We start from the raw sequence: 17,681 nt of genomic DNA on the forward strand, positions 1-17,681 counted from the left end.
TCATGGCCCTGACAATCGACCTTTCTGGCAAGACTGCCATCATCACCGGTTCCAACTCTGGCATTGGGTTGGGCATGGCGTGGGAACTGGCGCGGGCCGGGGCGGACATCGTCCTGAACTCCTTTTCCGACCGGGACGAAGATCACGCGCTGGCCAAAGAGATCGCCGACGCAACGGGCACGGCCACACGGTACATTCAGGCAGACATGTCCAAAGGTGATCAGTGCCGCGCGCTGATCGAGACGGCGGGGAAATGTGATATCCTGATCAACAATGCCGGCATTCAGCACGTGGCGGGCATCCCAGAATTTCCGGTCGAAAAATGGGATGCGATCATCGCGATCAACCTGAGTTCCGCCTTTCACACCACGGCGGCGGCATTGCCGATGATGCGGGCCGCAGGCTGGGGCCGTGTAATCAACGTGTCATCGGCGCATGGCTTGACGGCCTCGCCCTATAAATCGGCCTATATCGCGGCCAAGCATGGGGTTGTCGGTCTGACCAAGACCACCGCGCTGGAAACCGCCGAAGAGCCGATCACCGCCAATGCAATCTGCCCCGGCTACGTGTTGACCCCGCTGGTCGAAAGCCAGATCCCCGACACCATGAAGGAATACGACATGGGCCGCGAAGAGGTGATCAAGAACGTCATGCTCAAGCGGCAACCGTCCAAGGAATTTGCCACAACCGAGCAGATGGGCGGCACGGCCGCGTTCCTGTGTTCCCCGGCAGCGGATCAGATCACCGGCACGACAATCAGCGTGGATGGCGGCTGGACCGCACTTTGATGCGGTTCGTGATTTTGCCCGCGACAAGGATGTTCCTGCGATGACGGTCAAAAAGATCAACCTGGCCCTTCAGGGTGGCGGTGCGCATGGCGCGTTCACATGGGGTGTGCTGGATGTTCTGTTGCAGGACACGCGCATCGAAATCGCGGGCATTTCGGGCACGTCTGCGGGTGCGCTGAACGGGGCGGCGGTCAAGGCGGGGTTGGCCACATCCGGCAGGGACGCCGCGCGCGAGAACCTTGATTGGTTGTGGGAGCAAGTGGCCGGGGTACAGGATCCGCGGTTTCATCAGTGGATGGCCCAGTTCGGACCCGCACAGGTGTCGCAGGCGCTGGAATATTCGCTGCCCTATGCGCTGGGGGATGCGTTCACACGGATGGTGTCGCCCTATGCCTACGGGCCGTTTTACCGCAATCCGTTGACGGACATTGTGGCGCGGTTCGATATGGACAAGGTGTGCTGCGATACTGGGCCACAGCTCTTTATCAACGCCACACGGGTGCGCAACGGTAAGCTGCGCGTGTTCCGTCAGGACGAAGTGACGCCGGATGTCATCATGGCGTCGGCCTGTTTGCCAACTCTGTTTCAGGCGGTCACGGTCCATGACCGCGAGACCGGACAGGACGAAGAGTTTTGGGATGGTGGATACACAGGCAACCCGGCCCTGTTTCCGATGTTTGATCGGTCGCTGCCGGACGACATTGTGGTGATCAACATCAACCCGCTTGAGCGTGAAACACTGCCGCGCACGCCGCAGCAGATCCAGAATCGTATCAACGAGATCAGTTTCAACTCGTCACTGCTGCGCGAAATGCGGGCCATCGACTTTGTCCAGCGGCTGTTGGATGACGGGACCTTGCCCGAGGGGCGGATGGCGCGTGTGTTGATCCATATGATCGCCGATGATGACTTGATGAACGACCTGAGTGTCGCGACCAAAACGGTGCCAAACGGCTATGTCATCGCCAAGTTGAAGGACGCCGGGATGCAGGCCGCGCGCGCGTTTCTGGACGCGCATTTCGACGACATCGGTGCGCGCAGCACGCTGGACCTGCGCGGGATGTTCGCCTAACGCGCCTACTCGGGCGGCGTCGTTGGGTCCTTGCCGTTGGGATAGACGAGGCCCGCCGAGATCACCAGTTTGGCCGCGTCCTCGACACTCATGTCGAGTTCGATCACGTCTTCGGCAGGGAAGAACAGCAGAAAACCGGACGTCGGGTTGGGTGTTGTGGGCACAAAGATGCTGAGTAGGGTGCCGGTATTGCCCGCGCGCTTGGACACTTCGCCCTTTGCGATGGTCGAGATGAACCCGATGGCCCAGATGCCTTTGCGTGGGTATTCGATCAGGCAGGCCTTTTCAAAGGACCGCTCGGACTGGGCAAAGACGGTTTCGGAGATCTGTTTGATCCCGGAATAGATCGAGCGCACAACCGGCGTCCGTTCCACCAGGCTTTCTGCATAGCGGATGAGCGAGCGGCCAATGAACCCTTTGGCGACCCAGCCGATAAAGATCGTGAACAGCAAAAAGACGATAACGCCAACGCCGCGGACGTTCACATTGACCCAGTCGGGGTTTTCGACGCGCAGCCCTGCATCATTGAGGACGCTGCGCGGGTTGCCCAGCCAGTAGTTGACGATGGAATCGGGCTGCCAGACGGTTGGCACCAGTGGCCAGACAAACCCGTCAACCCAGCCAATCACCGTCCAAATGAGCCAGATGGTCAGACCAACCGGCGCAATCACCACGATCCCGGTCAGAAAGGACGCGCGCAGGCGCGAAAACAGACCGGGCCTGCGGGGCTCTTGCGGATCAAATGGGGTGTTCATAAATCGTCGGGCGCCTTCTCTAACGCCTAGTTAGGCGAGACCATATGGCGTTACAATGGTTTACACCCGGTTGTTAGGCGTGGGGGACAAGTTTGCCCATTTCGGTGGCTATTTCTGCGGCCAGTCGGGCATTGTTGCGCACCAGCGCGATATTTGCCGTCAGCGACCGTCCGTCTGTCAGTTCGAAAATCCGCTGTAGCAGATATGGCGTCACACCCTTGCCGGTGATGCCGTAGGTGTCGGCGTCTGCGGTGGCCTGAGCGATGATGGGGGCGAGGGTGGCGCGGTCAATCTCTGCCTCTGTCGGGATCGGGTTTACCACCAGTTGCCCACCGGGCAGGCCCATTGCCGTGCGCATCTCCTGCGCGGCGGCGATGTCAGCGGCGCGGTCCATGCGCAGAGGCGCGGGCAGGCCCGCGCTGCGCGACCAGAAGGCGGGCATGTCGTCCTGACCGTAGGCGATGACGGGGACGCCTTGGGTTTCCAGCACTTCGAGCGTTTTGGGGATATCGAGGATGGCCTTGGCGCCAGCGGCCACAACTGTCACCGGGGTCTGGGCCAGTTCCATCAGGTCAGCAGAGATGTCGAACGTGCCTTCGGCGCCTTTGTGCACGCCGCCGATGCCGCCGGTGGCAAAAACGCCGATGCCTGCGATGCGCGCGGCGATCATGGTGGCGGCCACGGTTGTGGCTCCGGTGCCGCCCGTCGCCATGCAGGCCGCCATGTCCGCGCGGCTCAGTTTTGCCACGCCTTTGGCCTGCGCCAGCGCCTCGAGCTGTGTGTCAGTCAGGCCGCAATGCAGCGTGCCGTCGATCACCGCCATGGTGGCGGGTTCGGCCCCGCCTGCTCGCACGTCCGCCTCGACCTGTCGAGCGACCTCGAGGTTTTGCGGATAGGGCATGCCATGGGTGATAATCGTGCTTTCCAGCGCGACGACAGGCGTGCCGTTGTTCAGTGCAGCCGCGACAGCGGGCGAGGGGGTGTGAAGGGTCATGTGGGCGTCTTTCCTGAAACATAGATCGCGGCCGCATCGAGCGCGCGGTCAAGCGCCTGCTCGCGGTCCGCGCCGCGCAATTCGGCGGCAATATGGGCGGCCATGAACGTATCGCCTGCGCCAGTGATGCGGGTGACAAGGACTTGTGGCGGTGTCTGGCTGATCAGCCCGTCTGCCGAGCCTTCGGTCGCCACATCGCCACCATCTGTGACCAGCACCCGCGCCGCGCCACGGTCCAGCAGCCCCTTGGCCGCATCTTGCGAGTTATCAAAGCCGCGCTGGCACAAAAGGCCCGCCTCTTCGAGGTTTACATAAAGCGTGCCGCGCGTTCGGGTCAGAAAGGGTGATAGGCGTTCGGCCTTGCCCGGAGACGCAGGGGCCACGCGCAGGTCGGCCTGCGCCAGCACCGGGCTGGTGGCAATCTCGTTCAACAGGTCCAGCGTCAAATTTCCGTCGAGGGCCGCGAGGCCGGAGTAGGGGGCGGCATCGGATGCGATGGTGCCGTCGGTCAAGGGGCGCAGGATCTTGGCACCCGCTTTTTCCAGCGAATGGGCGTCGGCAATCGCCGCGATCAGGCCGTTTGCGCCTTCGACGGCCATGTATTGATCGGTGGGCAGGTCCTCGGACCTGTAGACGGTGTTCGTGATCATTCCGCGCGCTGTGCAGGCGGCGATCAACTCGTCCCCTTCGGCATCGCGGCCAATGGCGGTGAGCAGCGCGGGTGTGAGGCCAAAACGCGCCAGCGTCATTGCAATGTTCATGGCAACGCCGCCGGGCAGGCGGGTGATGCGCCCCGGCACATCCGATCCCTGGCGCATCGCCAATGCGGCGCGCCCAATCACGTCCCACAGGACGGAACCGATGCACAAAATGTCAGGCTGTTGGGTCATGCCCGTCTTGTGCCGCCCGGCGCACGGCAAGGCAAGAGGCAGTCAGCGTGCAGGCACCGCAAAAGTCAGCGCGGCCCAGAACGTGTCCCACACGGCTTCTGATGTTTCGCCTGTGATGGGTGCCAGGGTCACAGCGTCAAACAGGTAGGTGTGGCCCGGCGTGACAGGGACCTGTGCGATACCATCCGCATCCGTGCGGTGGAGCGTGATCGTCACCGCGTCACTCGGGTCGCGGTCAAACACTTCGACTTGGGCATCGCTGCGCGGGGCGCCGTCCAGCAGGACCTGTACCGCCATCATGCCATCGAAATCCGGCGTATAGGGATTGGTCAGGGCAACAAATTCGGTCTTCAGACCCAGCGCCTTGTCATTGCCCGCGGCGTCGCCCACACCGATCAGCGCCTTGGCGTGGCGGGTGTAGCGTTCCTTGAACGGCACTTCGGGAAAGCCGTTGGCCGCATGGCGCGCGGCGATATCGGGGAAATCCTTGTGGTCGGCAAATTTCTGGAACTTGGGCCATTCGGAATACGTGACAAAGGAGGGCGTGGTTTCGTGCACGACCCGGACCAACCCACCCACGGGTGCGGGCACGTCCAGCGCTGGGTTGTCGCCCATGCGTCCTTCGACGGGCCGAACAGTGTCACCGACCACCACGTCAAAGCGCGTGAAGCGCCCCTCGAAATAGGAGAGTGTTGTGCCTTTGAATTCCTGCCCGTTTTTCAAGCGTGCGGCCAAATTGCCGGACGGCGCGACTTGATAGCTGTCCGCCTCGATCCAGAACTCATGTGCGGTTGCAACCCCGGCGCAAATGGCGCACCAAAGCGACAGGACAAATCGGATCAAGATGGGGCGGGACAGAGCCATGGTTGAAACCTTTCTGGGAACGAATGGAAAGCTGCGGTTTTGGGCCGTGATGTCAACCCTTTGGCTGGGTTTCTGGGCTGGAATGGCCACGGCTCACGAGGTTGTGCCCACCATCGCCGATCTGACCGTGGCGGATGGTGCCGCGCGGATCGAGATGCGGGTGAACCTTGAGGCGCAGCTGTCTGGCATCGATCTGGATGCAGTGGAAGACACTGATGCGGCCGAGAACGCCGCCGACTATGATGCCTTGCGTGCGCTGACCGCGGCGGATGTGGCCGCGCGGGTGGATGCGCTGATCGCAAGTTGGAACACCGAGCCGCTCTTGTCCGTGAGCGGCACGCCTGTTGCGCTGTCGGTTGAGGCGGTGACGGTACCGGACGTGACGGACATCGAGCTGCCGCGGATTTCAGACCTTGTTCTGACCGGGGCGGTGCCTGCGGATGCGGCGACCGTTACGGTGGCCTGGCCTGCGGGTGCGGGTGATCTGGTCCTGCGTCAGCAAGGTGTCGAGGCGCCCTACACCGGGTTGATCGGGGGCGGAGAGACCAGCGGCGCGATCGCGCTGGCCGGTGGCGATGCGGCAACCGGTTGGCAGACCTTTGTGGACTACATTCCCGTCGGCTTTGACCACATCCTGCCCAAGGGGCTGGATCACATCCTGTTTGTGTTGGGCCTGTTTTTCCTTTCCACGCGGCTGGGTCCGCTCTTGTGGCAGATCAGCGCGTTCACGCTGGCGCATACGGTGACGCTGGCGCTGGGGGCGCTGGGGCTGGTCAATGTGCCCGGCAGCATCGTGGAGCCGTTGATTGCGGCGTCGATTGTCTATGTCGCGGTGGAAAACATCTTTGCCAAAGGTGGCTTGAGCAAGTGGCGACCTCTGGTGATCTTTGGCTTTGGTCTGTTGCACGGGTTGGGGTTTGCGTCGGTGCTGGGCGAGTTCGGCCTGCCGCAGGGGCAGTTTATCCCGGCGCTGATCGGGTTCAACATTGGGGTCGAGTTGGGGCAGTTGACGGTGATCGCGCTGGCGTTCCTGGCCGTGGGCTGGTTTGCGTCCAAGGCGTGGTACCGCACAGCGATTGCGGTGCCCGCATCGGTCGTGATTGCCGCGATTGGGGCCTATTGGGTGGTGGAACGGGTGTTCCTGTAACCCGCTAGCGGCGCAGCGCGGTCGTCAGATCAGCCAACGCCTGCGCTGGTGCGTCCGCGTTCCAGATTTCTTCGCCTATGCCGAAAAAGTCGGTGATGGGAGCGAGGCGCGCGATGATCTCGGGCGTCAAGCCGCCTTCGGCGACGACAGGCACCTCGATCATCTCGGACCACCATTGGAACAGATCGTCATCTGCCACGGTGCCGTCGGCCACGGCGGTCAGCGGACCGAAAGAAATGTAGTCCGCCCCGGCTTCGCCCGCGCTCATCCCGGCATGGCGCGACGTGCCGCAATTGCTGCCGACGATGGCGTCGGGGCCAAGCGCCTTGCGTGCATCGCGCACGGATTTGGCCGCGTCCATCAGGTGCACGCCGTCGAGGCCCAGCCGTTCGGCCAGTGCGGTGTGGTCGTTGACCACGATCGCCACATCACGCGCGTGGGCCACTTCGCGGCACACGTCGGCGGCGCGGGAAATCCGGTCTTCGTCCTGCGTGGCGAGGGCCAGACGGATGCAGGCGATGTCGTGGGCGTCGAGGACGGCGGCCAGCTGATCCGGGAAATGCGACAGCTCGAACACCGGCGGCGTCAGAAGGTAGAGTTGCGGCTGCTCGGGTGCGTCCATCGTTGGGTGTCCTGTTCCTTTTGGCCTGCTCTAGCGGATGTGGCGGGGAAAGAAAACTTTTATGCCTGCGGCGCGCATATTTTGGGAACAATGAAGGGATTGTGGTGCGCCGCAGCGATGGGGTAGACGGCGGCCATGACACCGACATTTGTGCTGACACGGCCCCAGATGGGCGAAAACATCGGGGCGGCGGCCCGGGCGATGCTGAATTTTGGCGTGGACCGGATGCGGATCGTGGATCCGCGCGATGGCTGGCCCAACCCTGCTGCTGTGGCGATGGCCAGCGGTGCGGGCCGGGTGCTGGATGCGGCGACAGTGCATGATGATCTGGCGGGGGCGGTTGCGGATTGCACGTATGTCTATGCCACGACCGCGCGGCAGCGGGATCTGACCAAGGAGGTTCTGAGCCCAGAGGCGGCGATGGCGGATGCGGCGCGGCGCATGGGCGAGGGCGCGCATGTGGCGGTGTTGTTCGGGCCGGAACGCGCGGGGTTGGAGAATGAGGACATCGCGCAGGCGAACGCGTTGATCTCGGTCCCGGTGAACCCGGAATTTCCGTCATTGAACCTGGCGCAATGTGTGTTGTTGGTGGGCTATGAGTGGATGCGGGCGGCGGGTGACGTGACTGCGCACAGCACAGAGATGGCCGGCACGCAGTGGGCGACGGCGGACGAGGTGGAGCATTTGGCGCGCCATTTCGAGGACCGGCTGGACACGGCGGGTTTCTTTTTCCCGGACCACAAGGCCGCCAGCATGCGAGTCAACCTGCGCAACATGTGGAGCCGGATGCCCTTGACGCGGGCGGATGTGCAGACGCTGCACGGGATGCTGCGTCAGATGGTCCGGTGGGCCACGCGCGACTGACGCTGGACGCGCCCGCCCTGCGGACATAGGTTGCCCGCTGACACGACAGATGAGGCTGGCATGGCAAAGAACCGCAGCATTTTCGAAGAGGTGGGCACCACCGAGAAACAGGTGGCGCAGGCAGGTGTGATTGACGCAGGCCGTGGCGGCGCACGGGGTGCGATCCGGGTGTGGCTGATGATCCTTTTCGGGCTGGTGGTGCTGATGATCGCGGTGGGCGGTTTGACCCGCCTCACGGACAGCGGGTTGTCGATCACCGAGTGGCGGCCCCTGACCGGGGCGATACCGCCGATGAATGCCGCCGACTGGCAATCGGAGTTCGAGAAATATCAGGCCATCGATGAATTCCGCATCCAGAACCAGTGGATGGAGCTGTCGGATTTCAAGGTAATCTATTGGTGGGAATGGGGCCATCGCCAGCTGGGCCGCGTGATCGGCGTGGTCTGGGTCATCGGGTTCCTGTGGTTCCTGTTGCGGCGCAAGATCCCGACGGGCTGGACGCTGCCCCTGCTGGGCCTGGGCGTGCTGGGTGGTCTGCAAGGGGCCATCGGCTGGTGGATGGTGGCCAGTGGTGTGACCACGGGCGAGGGCATGGTGGATGTGGCAAGCTACCGGTTGGCCACGCATCTTGGGCTGGCCTTTGTCATTCTGGGCTTTATCGCGTGGTATGTGTTCCACATGGGCCGGACGGAGCGCGACCTGATGCAGGCCAGGCGCGGCAAGGAAGCGCGGCTGTTCTCGATCGCCACCGGGCTGATGCATTTTGCGTTTTTGCAGATCCTGATCGGGGCGCTGGTGGCGGGGATCGACGCCGGGCGTAGCTATACTGATTGGCCGCTGATGGGCGGGCAGGTGTTTCCGGCGACGGCGCTGATCCTCGAGCCCTGGTGGCGCAACCTGTTTGAAAGTCCCGGTCTGGTGCAGTTCGTGCACCGGGTGACGGGATACCTGCTGTTTGCCTTTGCGGTGGTGGTGTGGCTGCGCGGGCGGCGGTCGGCCCATCCGCGCACGCGTTTTGCGTTCAACGCGGTCATGGCCGCGATGGCGTTGCAGATCGTGCTGGGTATCGTCACCGTTCTTTATGCCGCGCCGTGGCAGGTGGCGATCCTGCACCAGCTGCTGGCCGTGATCCTGTGGGTGTTGATCCTGCGCGCGCGGTTCCTGTCTGCCTATCCTGTTGCCACATCCATTCGAGGAACCTGACCGATGACTGCATATGATGACCTGATGGCCTTTGATCACGACACGCAGGCGCTGTCGCAGGTGGCCGGGCGGCTGGGCTGGGACCAGGAGACGATCATGCCGCGCGGGGCCGCACCGCAGCGCGCCGAGGAGATGGCCGCGATGGAGGGCGTCTTGCATTCCCGCCGGACCGATCCACGCGTAGGCGACTGGCTGGCGGCGATTGATCCTGCGACACTGGACGACGTAGGCGCGGCGCGTGTGCGCGAAATCCGTCGCAGCTTTGATCGTGCGTCCAAGGTGCCGGGGGATCTGGCGGCGACCATCGCGCGGGTGACATCCGCCGCGCAAGGTGCTTGGGCAGAGGCACGAGCGGCAGATGATTTTGCAGCCTTCGCCCCGGTGCTCGAAGAAGTAGTGGCCCTCAAGCGCGAGGAAGGGGCGGCACTGGCCGCAGGCGGTGATGTCTATGATGCGATGTTGGCCGATTACGAGCCGGGTACGACAGCTGCCGATCTTGAGGCGATGTTTGGCGCATTGCGCCCCGCACTGACCGAGTTGCGGGCCGCAATCCTCGACAAACCCGCGCCCAGGGGCGTCAGCGGCACATTTGACGAAGCCAAGCAACTGGCGCTGAGCAGTAAGCTGGCGCAGGCTTTTGGCTATGATCTCGGGCACGGTCGCATCGACAAGGCCGTGCATCCGTTCTCGTCCGGGTCGGGCCTGGATGTGCGGATCACCACGCGCACCAATCCGGCCGATCCGTTCAACTGTTTCTATTCGACCATCCACGAGGTTGGGCACGCCTGCTATGAGCAGAACATTGATGCGCAACACCTGCTGACCCCGCTGGGGCGTGGCGTGTCGATGGGGGTGCACGAAAGCCAGAGCCGCATCTATGAGAACCAATTGGGCCGCAGCCGCGCGTTCACCGGTTGGCTTTTTGGTCAGATGCGGGACGCGTTTGGCGATTTCGGAATTCCGGACGAGGATGCGTTCTATGCCGCCGTCAACAAAGTGTCCGACGGCTATATCCGTACCGAGGCGGATGAGGTGCAATACAACCTGCATGTCCTGATGCGGTTCGATCTGGAACGCGCACTGATGGCGGGTGACTTGCAAGTGGCGGACTTGGAGGCCGCGTGGAACGACCGATTTGCCGCCGATTTCGGCTATGCCGTCGACAAGGCGTCGAATGGCGTGTTGCAGGATGTGCACTGGTCCGTAGGCCTGTTCGGGTATTTCCCGACGTACAGCCTGGGCAATGTCTATGCCGGATGCCTCTATGAAGCGTTGCGCGCGGCGGTGCCCACACTGGACGATCAGTTGGCCCGTGGCGATACGTCGGCGGCAACCGGGTGGTTGCGAGACAACCTGCAAACCCATGGTGGTTTGTTTGAGCCCAGGGATGTGATCACGCGCGCAAGCGGAATGTCGCCGGGTCCAGAGCCCATTATCGCCTATCTAAAGACCAAATTCACCGCGCTTTACGATTTGTGACGCGCGCGCGGCGGAATTCCCCATTACGCCGCATCCTGCTTTGGGTTTGTTCTGTTCACGTAAACTTAAAGAGTGGAGTGAACAGAATGAAACGCATGCTACAGGCCGTTGCCGTCATGTCCGTGATCGGTGCGCCGCTGGCCGCGCAGGAAACCACACAACAGACCGTGGTGGGTGCATCTGGCGATCCCGTGTACAGCGTCCAGGTGACCGGCGCGAACGGTGAGACCTACAACTGCCGGCCCGACATTCAGACCGTGAACGGCCAACTGGTGCGCCGCTGCCAGCGGTTGAATGTGGTGAATGGTCAGTTGCTGGGTGGTTCGTTGGCAACAACGGGCGCGATTGCGGCTGCCGCCATCGTACTGGTTGCTCTGGCGTCGGATGGCGGATCGTCCACGACCACAACCAACTGATCAAACGACAAGAGGAAGGCCATTGGCCTTCCTCATTCCGTTCAGGCGCAGCGGATCATTCCTCTGCGTCGTCGTCTTCGGTCTGATCTGCGATCCAGGCGACGCTTACCACTTCTTCGTTCTTGCCGGTGTTGAACACCTTGACCCCGCCCGCGCTGCGCGAGCGGAAGCTGATGCCGTCCACGGGCACGCGGATCGACTGACCCTTGGACGTGGCGAGCATGATTTGATCATCCATATCCACCGGGAACGAGGCGATGATATCGCCGGTCTGCATCCGCTTGTCCCATGCCGTCACGCCCATGCCGCCGCGTCCGCGCAGCGGGTAGTCATGTGAGGATGACAGTTTGCCCGCACCCCCTGCAGTGATGGTGAGGATCAGGTTTTCGGCCGCCGACATCTCGGCATAGCGGTCCTGTGGCAGGGGCATGTCGGCATTGCCGCCTTCGTCGTCGGTCATGTCCGGGTCGTCAGCGATGCCCGCCATGGCGCGGCGCATCTTGAGATAGGCGGCGCGTTCGTCCGACGTTGCCTCGAAATGGCGGATCACGGACATTGACACCACGCGGTTGTCGCCGGACAGCTTGATGCCCCGGACCCCGGTCGAGGCACGGCTGTTGAACACCCGCACGTCATCGGCGCGGAAGCGGATGGCGCGCCCGGCGTTTGTGACCAGCATCACATCGTCATCGTTCGAGGCGATGCGCGCGTTGATCAGTTTCCAGCCCTCGCTGTCGCCCTCAAACTTCATCGCGATCTTGCCGTTGGCCTTCACATTAGTGAAATCCGACAGCTTGTTGCGGCGCACGGTGCCGTGGTCTGTGGCAAACACGACCTGCAAATCATCCCATTCCTTTTCATCCCGGTCGACCGGCATGATGGCGGCGATGCTGACCCCTTGGGGGATCGGCAGGATGTTGATGATCGCCTTGCCCTTGGACGTACGTCCACCTTGCGGCAAGCGCCAGGTCTTGAGCTTGTAGACCATGCCGTCTGTGGTGAAGAACAACAGCTGCGTATGGGTGTTGGCAACGAATAGGGTGGTGATCACGTCCTCTTCCTTGGTCTGCATGCCCGACACACCTTTGCCGCCGCGTTTCTGACTGCGGAAATCGGCGAGCGGCGTGCGTTTGATATATCCGCCGGAGGTCACGGTGACGACCATGTCCTCGCGCTCGATCAGATCTTCGTCTTCCATGTCGCCGGACCAGTCGACAATCTCGGTGCGACGCGGGACTGCGAACAGGTCGCGAGTTTCTTTCAGCTCATGGGCGATGATGCCCATGATCCGTTCGCGGGACCCCAGAATTTCGAGGTATTCCTTGATCTTACCTGCCAGTTCTTCAAGTTCGTCCGTGACTTCTTTGACGCCGATCTGGGTCAGACGTTGCAGACGCAGATCGAGGATCGCGCGGGCTTGCGTTTCGCTGAGGTTATAGGTGCCGTCCTCGTTCGCCGTGTGGGTCGGATCGTCGATCAGCGCAATGTACGGCAGGATGTCCTGCGCGGGCCAGCGGCGTTCCATCAGTTTAGCGCGCGCGGCGGCGGCGTCGGCGGATTGCCGGATGGTCGCCACGACCTCATCGATATTGGTGACGGCAACGGCCAGACCACAGAGGATGTGGCTGCGTTCGCGCGCCTTGCGCAACTCGTAGGCGGTACGGCGCGCGACAACTTCCTCGCGGAAGTCTATGAAACTGGTGAGAAAACGGCGCAACGTGAGCTGTTCAGGTCGGCCACCATTCAGGGCAAGCATGTTGCAACCAAAGGACGTCTGCATCGGTGTAAATCGGAACAGTTGGTTCAGCACCACCTCGGCGGTGGCGTCGCGCTTGAGTTCGACCACGACGCGGACACCGTTGCGGTCGGATTCGTCCTGCACGTGGCTGATGCCTTCGATGCGCTTATCACGCGCGGCCTCGGCGATGCGTTCGATCATCGTGGCCTTGTTCACCTGATAGGGAATCTCATCGATTACAATGGCATAGCGGTCTTTCCTGATCTCCTCGACGCGGGTCTTAGAGCGGACGATGACACTGCCGCGCCCTTCGAGGTACGCTTTGCGCGCGCCGGAGCGGCCCAACATGATGCCACCCGTAGGGAAGTCGGGGCCGGGCACATAGTCGATCAGCTGTTCGCTGCTCAGGTCTGGATCCTCGATCAGGGCCAGGCAGGCGTCGACCACTTCGCCAAGGTTGTGTGGCGGGATGTTGGTGGCCATACCAACGGCAATGCCGCCCGCACCGTTGACCAGCATGTTGGGGAAACGGGCGGGTAGAACGGTGGGTTCGCGGTCCTTGCCATCATAGTTGTCCTGAAAATCGACAGTGTCTTTGTCGATATCGGCAAGGATGTAGGCGGCGGGCTTGTCCATGCGCACTTCGGTGTAACGCATGGCGGCGGGGTTATCGCCATCCATGGAGCCAAAGTTGCCCTGGCCGTCCAGCAGCGGCAGCGACATCGAAAAGTCCTGCGCCATGCGTACCAGCGCGTCATAGATCGCAGAGTCGCCGTGAGGGTGGTATTTCCCCATAACGTCACCTACGGGGCGTGCGGACTTGCGATAGGACTTGTCGTGGCTGTTGCCGGTCTCGTGCATGGCGTAGAGGATGCGCCGGTGCACAGGTTTTAAGCCGTCCCGAAGGTCCGGAATAGCGCGGCTGACGATGACTGACATGGCATAGTCCAGGTAGGACGTGCGCATTTCTTGTTCGATGGACACCGTTGGACCGTCATATGCAGGCCGCTCAGGAGGCGTCATTTCGTCATTGTTTTCAGGGGGTTGTGGCGTGTCGTTCACGTGGGCCTGCCCGTTCTTTGCGTGGCTCTATATCTTGCGGTGCAGTCTATCAGAAACCACAGATAAGGTGCAATGGGCGCGGCGATGCGGCTGTTAGCAGTCGTGGACAAGCGGTGCTAGGATGTTGTTTTTGTTGAAAATTAATCTTTTCCGGGTTGAGATGGATGGGAGTGGTCAAAAAAGGAGCCAAAACATGGCCGAAAGTGAAACCGAACTGATGCTAAAGGGGTATGGGCTGACGACGGCAGAGATGTTCTATCACATGCCCGACTATTCCCACGTGCTGAACACCTTTGTCTGGCAGGACTATGATCTGGCGCCGGATCATCCACGGCTGTTTCAGTTCATTGAATTCTGGGCAACGGAGATTGAAGGACTGCTGCATTCCGTGCGTTTCACTCATCGCAAAATGATCCGGCCAGGCGAGTGGCGGCATGTCTCGGGTGAATTTACGCTACATTGATTTGGTGTGGTTGGTGCACTCTTTGCTTTGCAAATTCGCCCACCCACCACACCCGGTGGCCGTGCGCATCAGGCCGAACAGGACGCGCCACCTAGCACACAAAATTTCGAGCAATGCGGGTGATTGAGCGACACATCCCGTTCCGCATCGGCGAGCGTTTCGCCCAGTTCGAATTGCGGGTCGTAGGGCAGCAGGGTGCACGCCAGCACCGCCGGCGCCGACGCGCCTTTGCGTTTGACCACCATCCGCGAAGATGAACACATCACCGCTTCTGGGTGCTTGTTCAGGATGCGCCAGCAGTCAGTTGTGATCTCCGGTACTTCGACGCGCGCGTCCATCTCAGGGAACAAAACGGTCATGCCGGGGTCACGTGAATCGATGTTCCAGCCGTATTTGGCATAGAGCGCCGCATAGCCATCGCGCGCCTCGGTTTCGCTTTCCGCCATTTCGATCCGTCCGGCCACCGCGAGCCGTGCGCCGATGGAGGCCAGCCAATTGATCCCGGCCACTGTCTTGTCGAAGGTGCCAACGCCGCGTTCGGTATCATGCACATGCGGCGCATGGTGGTCGAGGCTGATCCTGAAGGTCAGTTTGTCGCCATAGGTTTCGACCAACTCCACCAGACCGTCCTTGATTTTGGGACGCATCATCGGGGCCATGGCGTTGGTCAACACCAGCACGTCATAACCACGCACCAGACTGCGGCCAAGCATGTCCAGAAACGCGGGGTTCATAAACGGTTCACCGCCCGTGAAAGCAATCTCGCGGACATTCCACTGGCGATCTTCGAGCTGGTCCAGATAATCCGACACTTCGTTGGCGGTCATATAGACCAGTGCGTCGTTGGTCGGCGAGCTTTCGATATAGCAATTGGTGCATGAGATGTTGCACAAGGTGCCGGTGTTGAACCACAGCGTCTCGGGCTTGGACAGGGATACCTTGGCCCGCGCTTCGCCTTTGGCGGTCAATTCGGGGTCTTCAAACTTGCCCAGATTGGCGAGGTCTTTCATCGGTACGTCCAGTCGTTCTATCGGTGCATCGGACAGTAGAGGTAAGGCGCGGGCAGGCAAGTGGAAACCGTGTCTGTAACGCGGTGACAGCTTTGTGATAGTCATATGGTCGCAAGCGTCGATGCATGCGTTTCCTGCGTTGAGTATGCTTTTGATCTTGCTTATGTTTGCGCAAACATTTCTGAGGAGCCTACGCCATGGTGTCGCGCGTCATTCCCGTTGATCCCTTTGACCTTGTCATTTTCGGGGGGACGGGCGATCTGGCCCGTCGCAAGATTTTGCCGGGCCTTTTCCGGCGGTTCTGTGCCGGACAGATGCCCAAGGAGGCACGTATCATTGGCGCGGCACGTGCGGATATGGATGCGGCGGGTTATCGCGCGCTTATCGCCGAAGCGATTGCCGAATTTGGCGGCGGCCGCGCTTGCGAAGACGGCACGCTCGACGGTTTCCTCGAGCGGTTGCACTATGTTCCAATCGATGCCCGTGGGGAAAAGGGGTGGGCCGATCTGGCCGGGTTGATGCGCGATGACGTTGTGCGCGCTTATTATTTCTCGGTTGGTCCCAGCCTCTTTGGCGATTTGGCGCAGCGGTTGAATGCGCACGGCATGACCGATGAGGCGAGCCGGATCGTGGTCGAAAAACCGTTTGGGCGTGATCTTGCTTCGGCCAAGGCGCTAAACAAGGATTTGGCGACATACTTTGACGAAAGCCAGATCTACCGCATTGATCACTATCTGGGCAAAGAGACGGTGCAGAATTTGATGGCTGTCCGGTTCGGCAACATGCTGTTTGAGCCTTTGTGGAACAGCCAATATGTCGATCACATACAGATCACTGTGGCTGAAACGGTGGGTGTCGGTGGACGCGGCGAGTATTATGACAAATCAGGTGCGATGCGCGACATGGTGCAGAACCACCTGATGCAGTTGCTGTGCCTGATCGCGATGGAGCCGCCGTCCAAGTTCGACCCTGATGCGGTGCGCGATGAAAAGCTCAAGGTGATCCGCGCGCTGGACGCGGTGGAGCCGCATCACATCGTGCGCGGACAATATGAGGCGGGTGATGAGGGGCCGGGATACCGTGAAGAGGCAGGCGATCCCCGGTCGCGCACCGAAAGCTACATTGCGATGAAAGTCGGGATTTCGAACTGGCGGTGGGCGGGCACTCCGTTTTACTTGCGTACCGGCAAGCGTCTCAAGGCGCGGTCGAGTGAGATCACCGTGGTGTTCAAGGAGTTGAACCACTCGATCTTTGGCGAACAGCAGGACCACCGCAACGTGCTGTCGATCCGTCTGCAACCGAACGAGGGCATTACGCTGGGTGTGACGATCAAGGAACCGGGACCGGGTGGTATGCGGTTGGTGGATGTGCCTTTGGACATGACCTTTGCCGATGCGTTGGGCGAGGACGGCGCGGATCAGACCGACGCCTATGAGCGTTTGATTATGGACGTGATCCGGGGCAACCAGACCTTGTTCATGCGCGGGGACGAGGTCGAGGCGGCCTGGGCCTGGACTGATCCGATCATTGACGGTTGGGATGCGCGCGGTGATGTGCCAAAAACCTATGACAGCGGCAGCGAGGGCCCGGTGGATGCCGTGCAGATGCTCGCCCGCGACACACGTGTCTGGCGCAAGGTGGCCCCATGAAACTGATCGAATATCCTGACCGCGAATTGCTGGCCATGGGGCTGGCAGATGTGCTGGCCAGCGAGTTGAAGAATTGTCTGCTGGTGCATGCGTCTGCGTCCTTTGTGGTGCCGGGCGGTACGACACCTGGCCCGATTTTTGATAGCCTCTGTGCTGCGGATGTTGATTGGGCGCGGGTCCATGTTCTGCTCAGCGACGAACGCTGGGTGCCAGAAGACCACGACCGGTCCAACGCCAAGCTTTTGCGCGAACGCCTGTTTCAAAGCCGCGCGGAACAGGCCCAGTTTGTGCCATTCCATCAGGTGGGCGAAACACCGGCGTCGGCGGCGCCGGGCTTGTCGGAGCGCCTTGCCGAACATATGCCGATCTCTGTGTTGTTGTTGGGCATGGGGGCGGACATGCATACCGCCTCGTTGTTTCCCGGTGCCGAGGGGCTTGAGGCGATGCTTGCGGCGGATGCTCCTCTGGTCGTTCCTGTGACCGTGGCAGGGCAGGAACCGAGGATCTCATTTTCGGGGCCGGCCCTTGCGGGTGCAATGGCCAAACACCTCGTGATTTTTGGATCAGACAAGCGTGCCGCGCTGGAGCGGGCACAAGGGTCGAGCGTCACGGATGCGCCGATCCGGGCGGTTATGGATGGGCTGACAGTCCACTGGGCGGAGTAA

The 17,681-nt window shown here is 61.5% G+C and carries 17 protein-coding genes; 10 read left to right on the forward strand and 7 right to left on the reverse strand.

Annotation, left to right across the window (positions count from 1 at the left end):
• Positions 1–2: 2 nt before the first annotated feature.
• Entirely contained in the window at positions 3–788 is a 786-nt protein-coding gene (locus Q0936_RS06410; RefSeq protein WP_299294818.1) for a 3-hydroxybutyrate dehydrogenase, read from the forward strand.
• A gap of 40 nt (positions 789–828) precedes the next feature.
• Positions 829–1,860 carry a patatin-like phospholipase family protein gene (locus Q0936_RS06415; RefSeq protein ID WP_299294898.1) on the forward strand — a complete coding sequence of 344 codons (1,032 nt, stop codon included), beginning with the start codon at positions 829–831 and terminating at the stop codon, positions 1,858–1,860.
• 5 nt (positions 1,861–1,865) lie between these two features.
• Here Q0936_RS06415 and Q0936_RS06420 read toward each other — a convergent pair whose 3' ends face one another.
• From Q0936_RS06420 to Q0936_RS06435, 4 genes are all read right to left on the reverse strand, one after another.
• The gene (locus tag Q0936_RS06420) at positions 1,866–2,615 is read right to left on the reverse strand and encodes a DUF502 domain-containing protein (protein ID WP_299141020.1); all 750 of its coding nucleotides are present in this window, start codon (positions 2,613–2,615) and stop codon (positions 1,866–1,868) included.
• A gap of 73 nt (positions 2,616–2,688) precedes the next feature.
• A complete protein-coding gene (locus Q0936_RS06425) occupies positions 2,689–3,609 on the reverse strand; it encodes a pseudouridine-5'-phosphate glycosidase (protein WP_299294820.1) in 921 nt (306 codons plus the stop codon).
• Complete coding sequence (locus Q0936_RS06430) at positions 3,606–4,499, reverse strand: PfkB family carbohydrate kinase (protein ID WP_299294822.1); 894 nt, start codon at positions 4,497–4,499, stop codon at positions 3,606–3,608. Before Q0936_RS06430 ends, Q0936_RS06425 begins: the two co-directional genes overlap by 4 nt.
• 42 nt (positions 4,500–4,541) lie before the next feature.
• On the reverse strand, positions 4,542–5,363 hold the full coding sequence (locus Q0936_RS06435) for a DUF4198 domain-containing protein (RefSeq protein ID WP_299294824.1): 822 nt from the start codon (positions 5,361–5,363) through the stop codon (positions 4,542–4,544).
• A gap of 49 nt (positions 5,364–5,412) precedes the next feature.
• On the opposite strand from Q0936_RS06435, the gene Q0936_RS06440 reads away from it, so the two are divergent.
• Entirely contained in the window at positions 5,413–6,510 is a 1,098-nt protein-coding gene (locus Q0936_RS06440) for a HupE/UreJ family protein (RefSeq protein ID WP_299294826.1), read from the forward strand.
• Between the two features lie 4 nt (positions 6,511–6,514).
• Here Q0936_RS06440 and Q0936_RS06445 read toward each other — a convergent pair whose 3' ends face one another.
• Positions 6,515–7,132: a thiamine phosphate synthase gene (locus tag Q0936_RS06445; protein WP_299294828.1), complete on the reverse strand. Its 618-nt coding sequence runs from the start codon at positions 7,130–7,132 to the stop codon at positions 6,515–6,517.
• A 135-nt stretch (positions 7,133–7,267) separates the two neighbouring features.
• On the opposite strand from Q0936_RS06445, the gene Q0936_RS06450 reads away from it, so the two are divergent.
• The 4 genes from Q0936_RS06450 to Q0936_RS06465 all read left to right on the forward strand — a co-directional run bounded on the left by Q0936_RS06450 (position 7,268) and on the right by Q0936_RS06465 (position 11,094).
• Positions 7,268–7,996: an RNA methyltransferase gene (locus Q0936_RS06450; RefSeq protein ID WP_299141032.1), complete on the forward strand. Its 729-nt coding sequence runs from the start codon at positions 7,268–7,270 to the stop codon at positions 7,994–7,996.
• A gap of 60 nt (positions 7,997–8,056) precedes the next feature.
• Complete coding sequence (ctaA, locus tag Q0936_RS06455) at positions 8,057–9,199, forward strand: heme A synthase (protein ID WP_299294830.1); 1,143 nt, start codon at positions 8,057–8,059, stop codon at positions 9,197–9,199.
• A gap of 3 nt (positions 9,200–9,202) precedes the next feature.
• Entirely contained in the window at positions 9,203–10,678 is a 1,476-nt protein-coding gene (locus tag Q0936_RS06460; protein ID WP_299294832.1) for a carboxypeptidase M32, read from the forward strand.
• Positions 10,679–10,764: 86 nt separating this feature from the next.
• Complete coding sequence (locus tag Q0936_RS06465) at positions 10,765–11,094, forward strand: hypothetical protein (protein WP_299294834.1); 330 nt, start codon at positions 10,765–10,767, stop codon at positions 11,092–11,094.
• Positions 11,095–11,149: 55 nt separating this feature from the next.
• Here Q0936_RS06465 and gyrA read toward each other — a convergent pair whose 3' ends face one another.
• Positions 11,150–13,894 (reverse strand): DNA gyrase subunit A, encoded by a 2,745-nt coding sequence (gene gyrA, locus Q0936_RS06470; protein WP_299377961.1) that lies wholly within the window; start codon positions 13,892–13,894, stop codon positions 11,150–11,152.
• 193 nt (positions 13,895–14,087) lie between these two features.
• Here gyrA and Q0936_RS06475 point away from each other — a divergent pair, with 193 nt between their 5' ends.
• On the forward strand, positions 14,088–14,357 hold the full coding sequence (locus tag Q0936_RS06475) for an usg protein (protein WP_299294838.1): 270 nt from the start codon (positions 14,088–14,090) through the stop codon (positions 14,355–14,357).
• 68 nt (positions 14,358–14,425) lie between these two features.
• On the opposite strand, the gene Q0936_RS06480 is transcribed toward Q0936_RS06475, so the two are convergent.
• Positions 14,426–15,367, reverse strand: coding sequence for a radical SAM protein (locus Q0936_RS06480; RefSeq protein ID WP_299294840.1), 942 nt, complete (start codon positions 15,365–15,367; stop codon positions 14,426–14,428).
• A gap of 197 nt (positions 15,368–15,564) precedes the next feature.
• On the opposite strand from Q0936_RS06480, the gene zwf reads away from it, so the two are divergent.
• Together zwf and pgl are read left to right on the forward strand one after the other, a co-directional pair.
• Positions 15,565–17,016, forward strand: a complete 1,452-nt coding sequence (gene zwf / locus Q0936_RS06485) for a glucose-6-phosphate dehydrogenase (protein ID WP_299141046.1) — start codon at positions 15,565–15,567, stop codon at positions 17,014–17,016.
• Positions 17,013–17,681 carry a 6-phosphogluconolactonase gene (gene pgl / locus Q0936_RS06490; protein ID WP_299141048.1) on the forward strand — a complete coding sequence of 223 codons (669 nt, stop codon included), beginning with the start codon at positions 17,013–17,015 and terminating at the stop codon, positions 17,679–17,681. The genes zwf and pgl overlap by 4 nt, the downstream gene beginning before the upstream one ends.

The organism is uncultured Tateyamaria sp. (assembly GCF_947488715.1).
GTDB lineage: Bacteria > Pseudomonadota > Alphaproteobacteria > Rhodobacterales > Rhodobacteraceae > Tateyamaria.

Coding starts and splice junctions, on each gene's coding strand:
- Q0936_RS06410 (WP_299294818.1), top strand. CDS start 3: ATGGCCCTGACAATCGACCTTTCTGGCAAGACTGCCATCATCACCGGT.
- Q0936_RS06415 (WP_299294898.1), top strand. CDS start 829: ATGACGGTCAAAAAGATCAACCTGGCCCTTCAGGGTGGCGGTGCGCAT.
- Q0936_RS06420 (WP_299141020.1), bottom strand. CDS start 2,615: ATGAACACCCCATTTGATCCGCAAGAGCCCCGCAGGCCCGGTCTGTTT.
- Q0936_RS06425 (WP_299294820.1), bottom strand. CDS start 3,609: ATGACCCTTCACACCCCCTCGCCCGCTGTCGCGGCTGCACTGAACAAC.
- Q0936_RS06430 (WP_299294822.1), bottom strand. CDS start 4,499: ATGACCCAACAGCCTGACATTTTGTGCATCGGTTCCGTCCTGTGGGAC.
- Q0936_RS06435 (WP_299294824.1), bottom strand. CDS start 5,363: ATGGCTCTGTCCCGCCCCATCTTGATCCGATTTGTCCTGTCGCTTTGG.
- Q0936_RS06440 (WP_299294826.1), top strand. CDS start 5,413: ATGTCAACCCTTTGGCTGGGTTTCTGGGCTGGAATGGCCACGGCTCAC.
- Q0936_RS06445 (WP_299294828.1), bottom strand. CDS start 7,132: ATGGACGCACCCGAGCAGCCGCAACTCTACCTTCTGACGCCGCCGGTG.
- Q0936_RS06450 (WP_299141032.1), top strand. CDS start 7,268: ATGACACCGACATTTGTGCTGACACGGCCCCAGATGGGCGAAAACATC.
- ctaA (WP_299294830.1), top strand. CDS start 8,057: ATGGCAAAGAACCGCAGCATTTTCGAAGAGGTGGGCACCACCGAGAAA.
- Q0936_RS06460 (WP_299294832.1), top strand. CDS start 9,203: ATGACTGCATATGATGACCTGATGGCCTTTGATCACGACACGCAGGCG.
- Q0936_RS06465 (WP_299294834.1), top strand. CDS start 10,765: ATGAAACGCATGCTACAGGCCGTTGCCGTCATGTCCGTGATCGGTGCG.
- Q0936_RS06475 (WP_299294838.1), top strand. CDS start 14,088: ATGGCCGAAAGTGAAACCGAACTGATGCTAAAGGGGTATGGGCTGACG.
- Q0936_RS06480 (WP_299294840.1), bottom strand. CDS start 15,367: ATGAAAGACCTCGCCAATCTGGGCAAGTTTGAAGACCCCGAATTGACC.
- zwf (WP_299141046.1), top strand. CDS start 15,565: ATGGTGTCGCGCGTCATTCCCGTTGATCCCTTTGACCTTGTCATTTTC.
- pgl (WP_299141048.1), top strand. CDS start 17,013: ATGAAACTGATCGAATATCCTGACCGCGAATTGCTGGCCATGGGGCTG.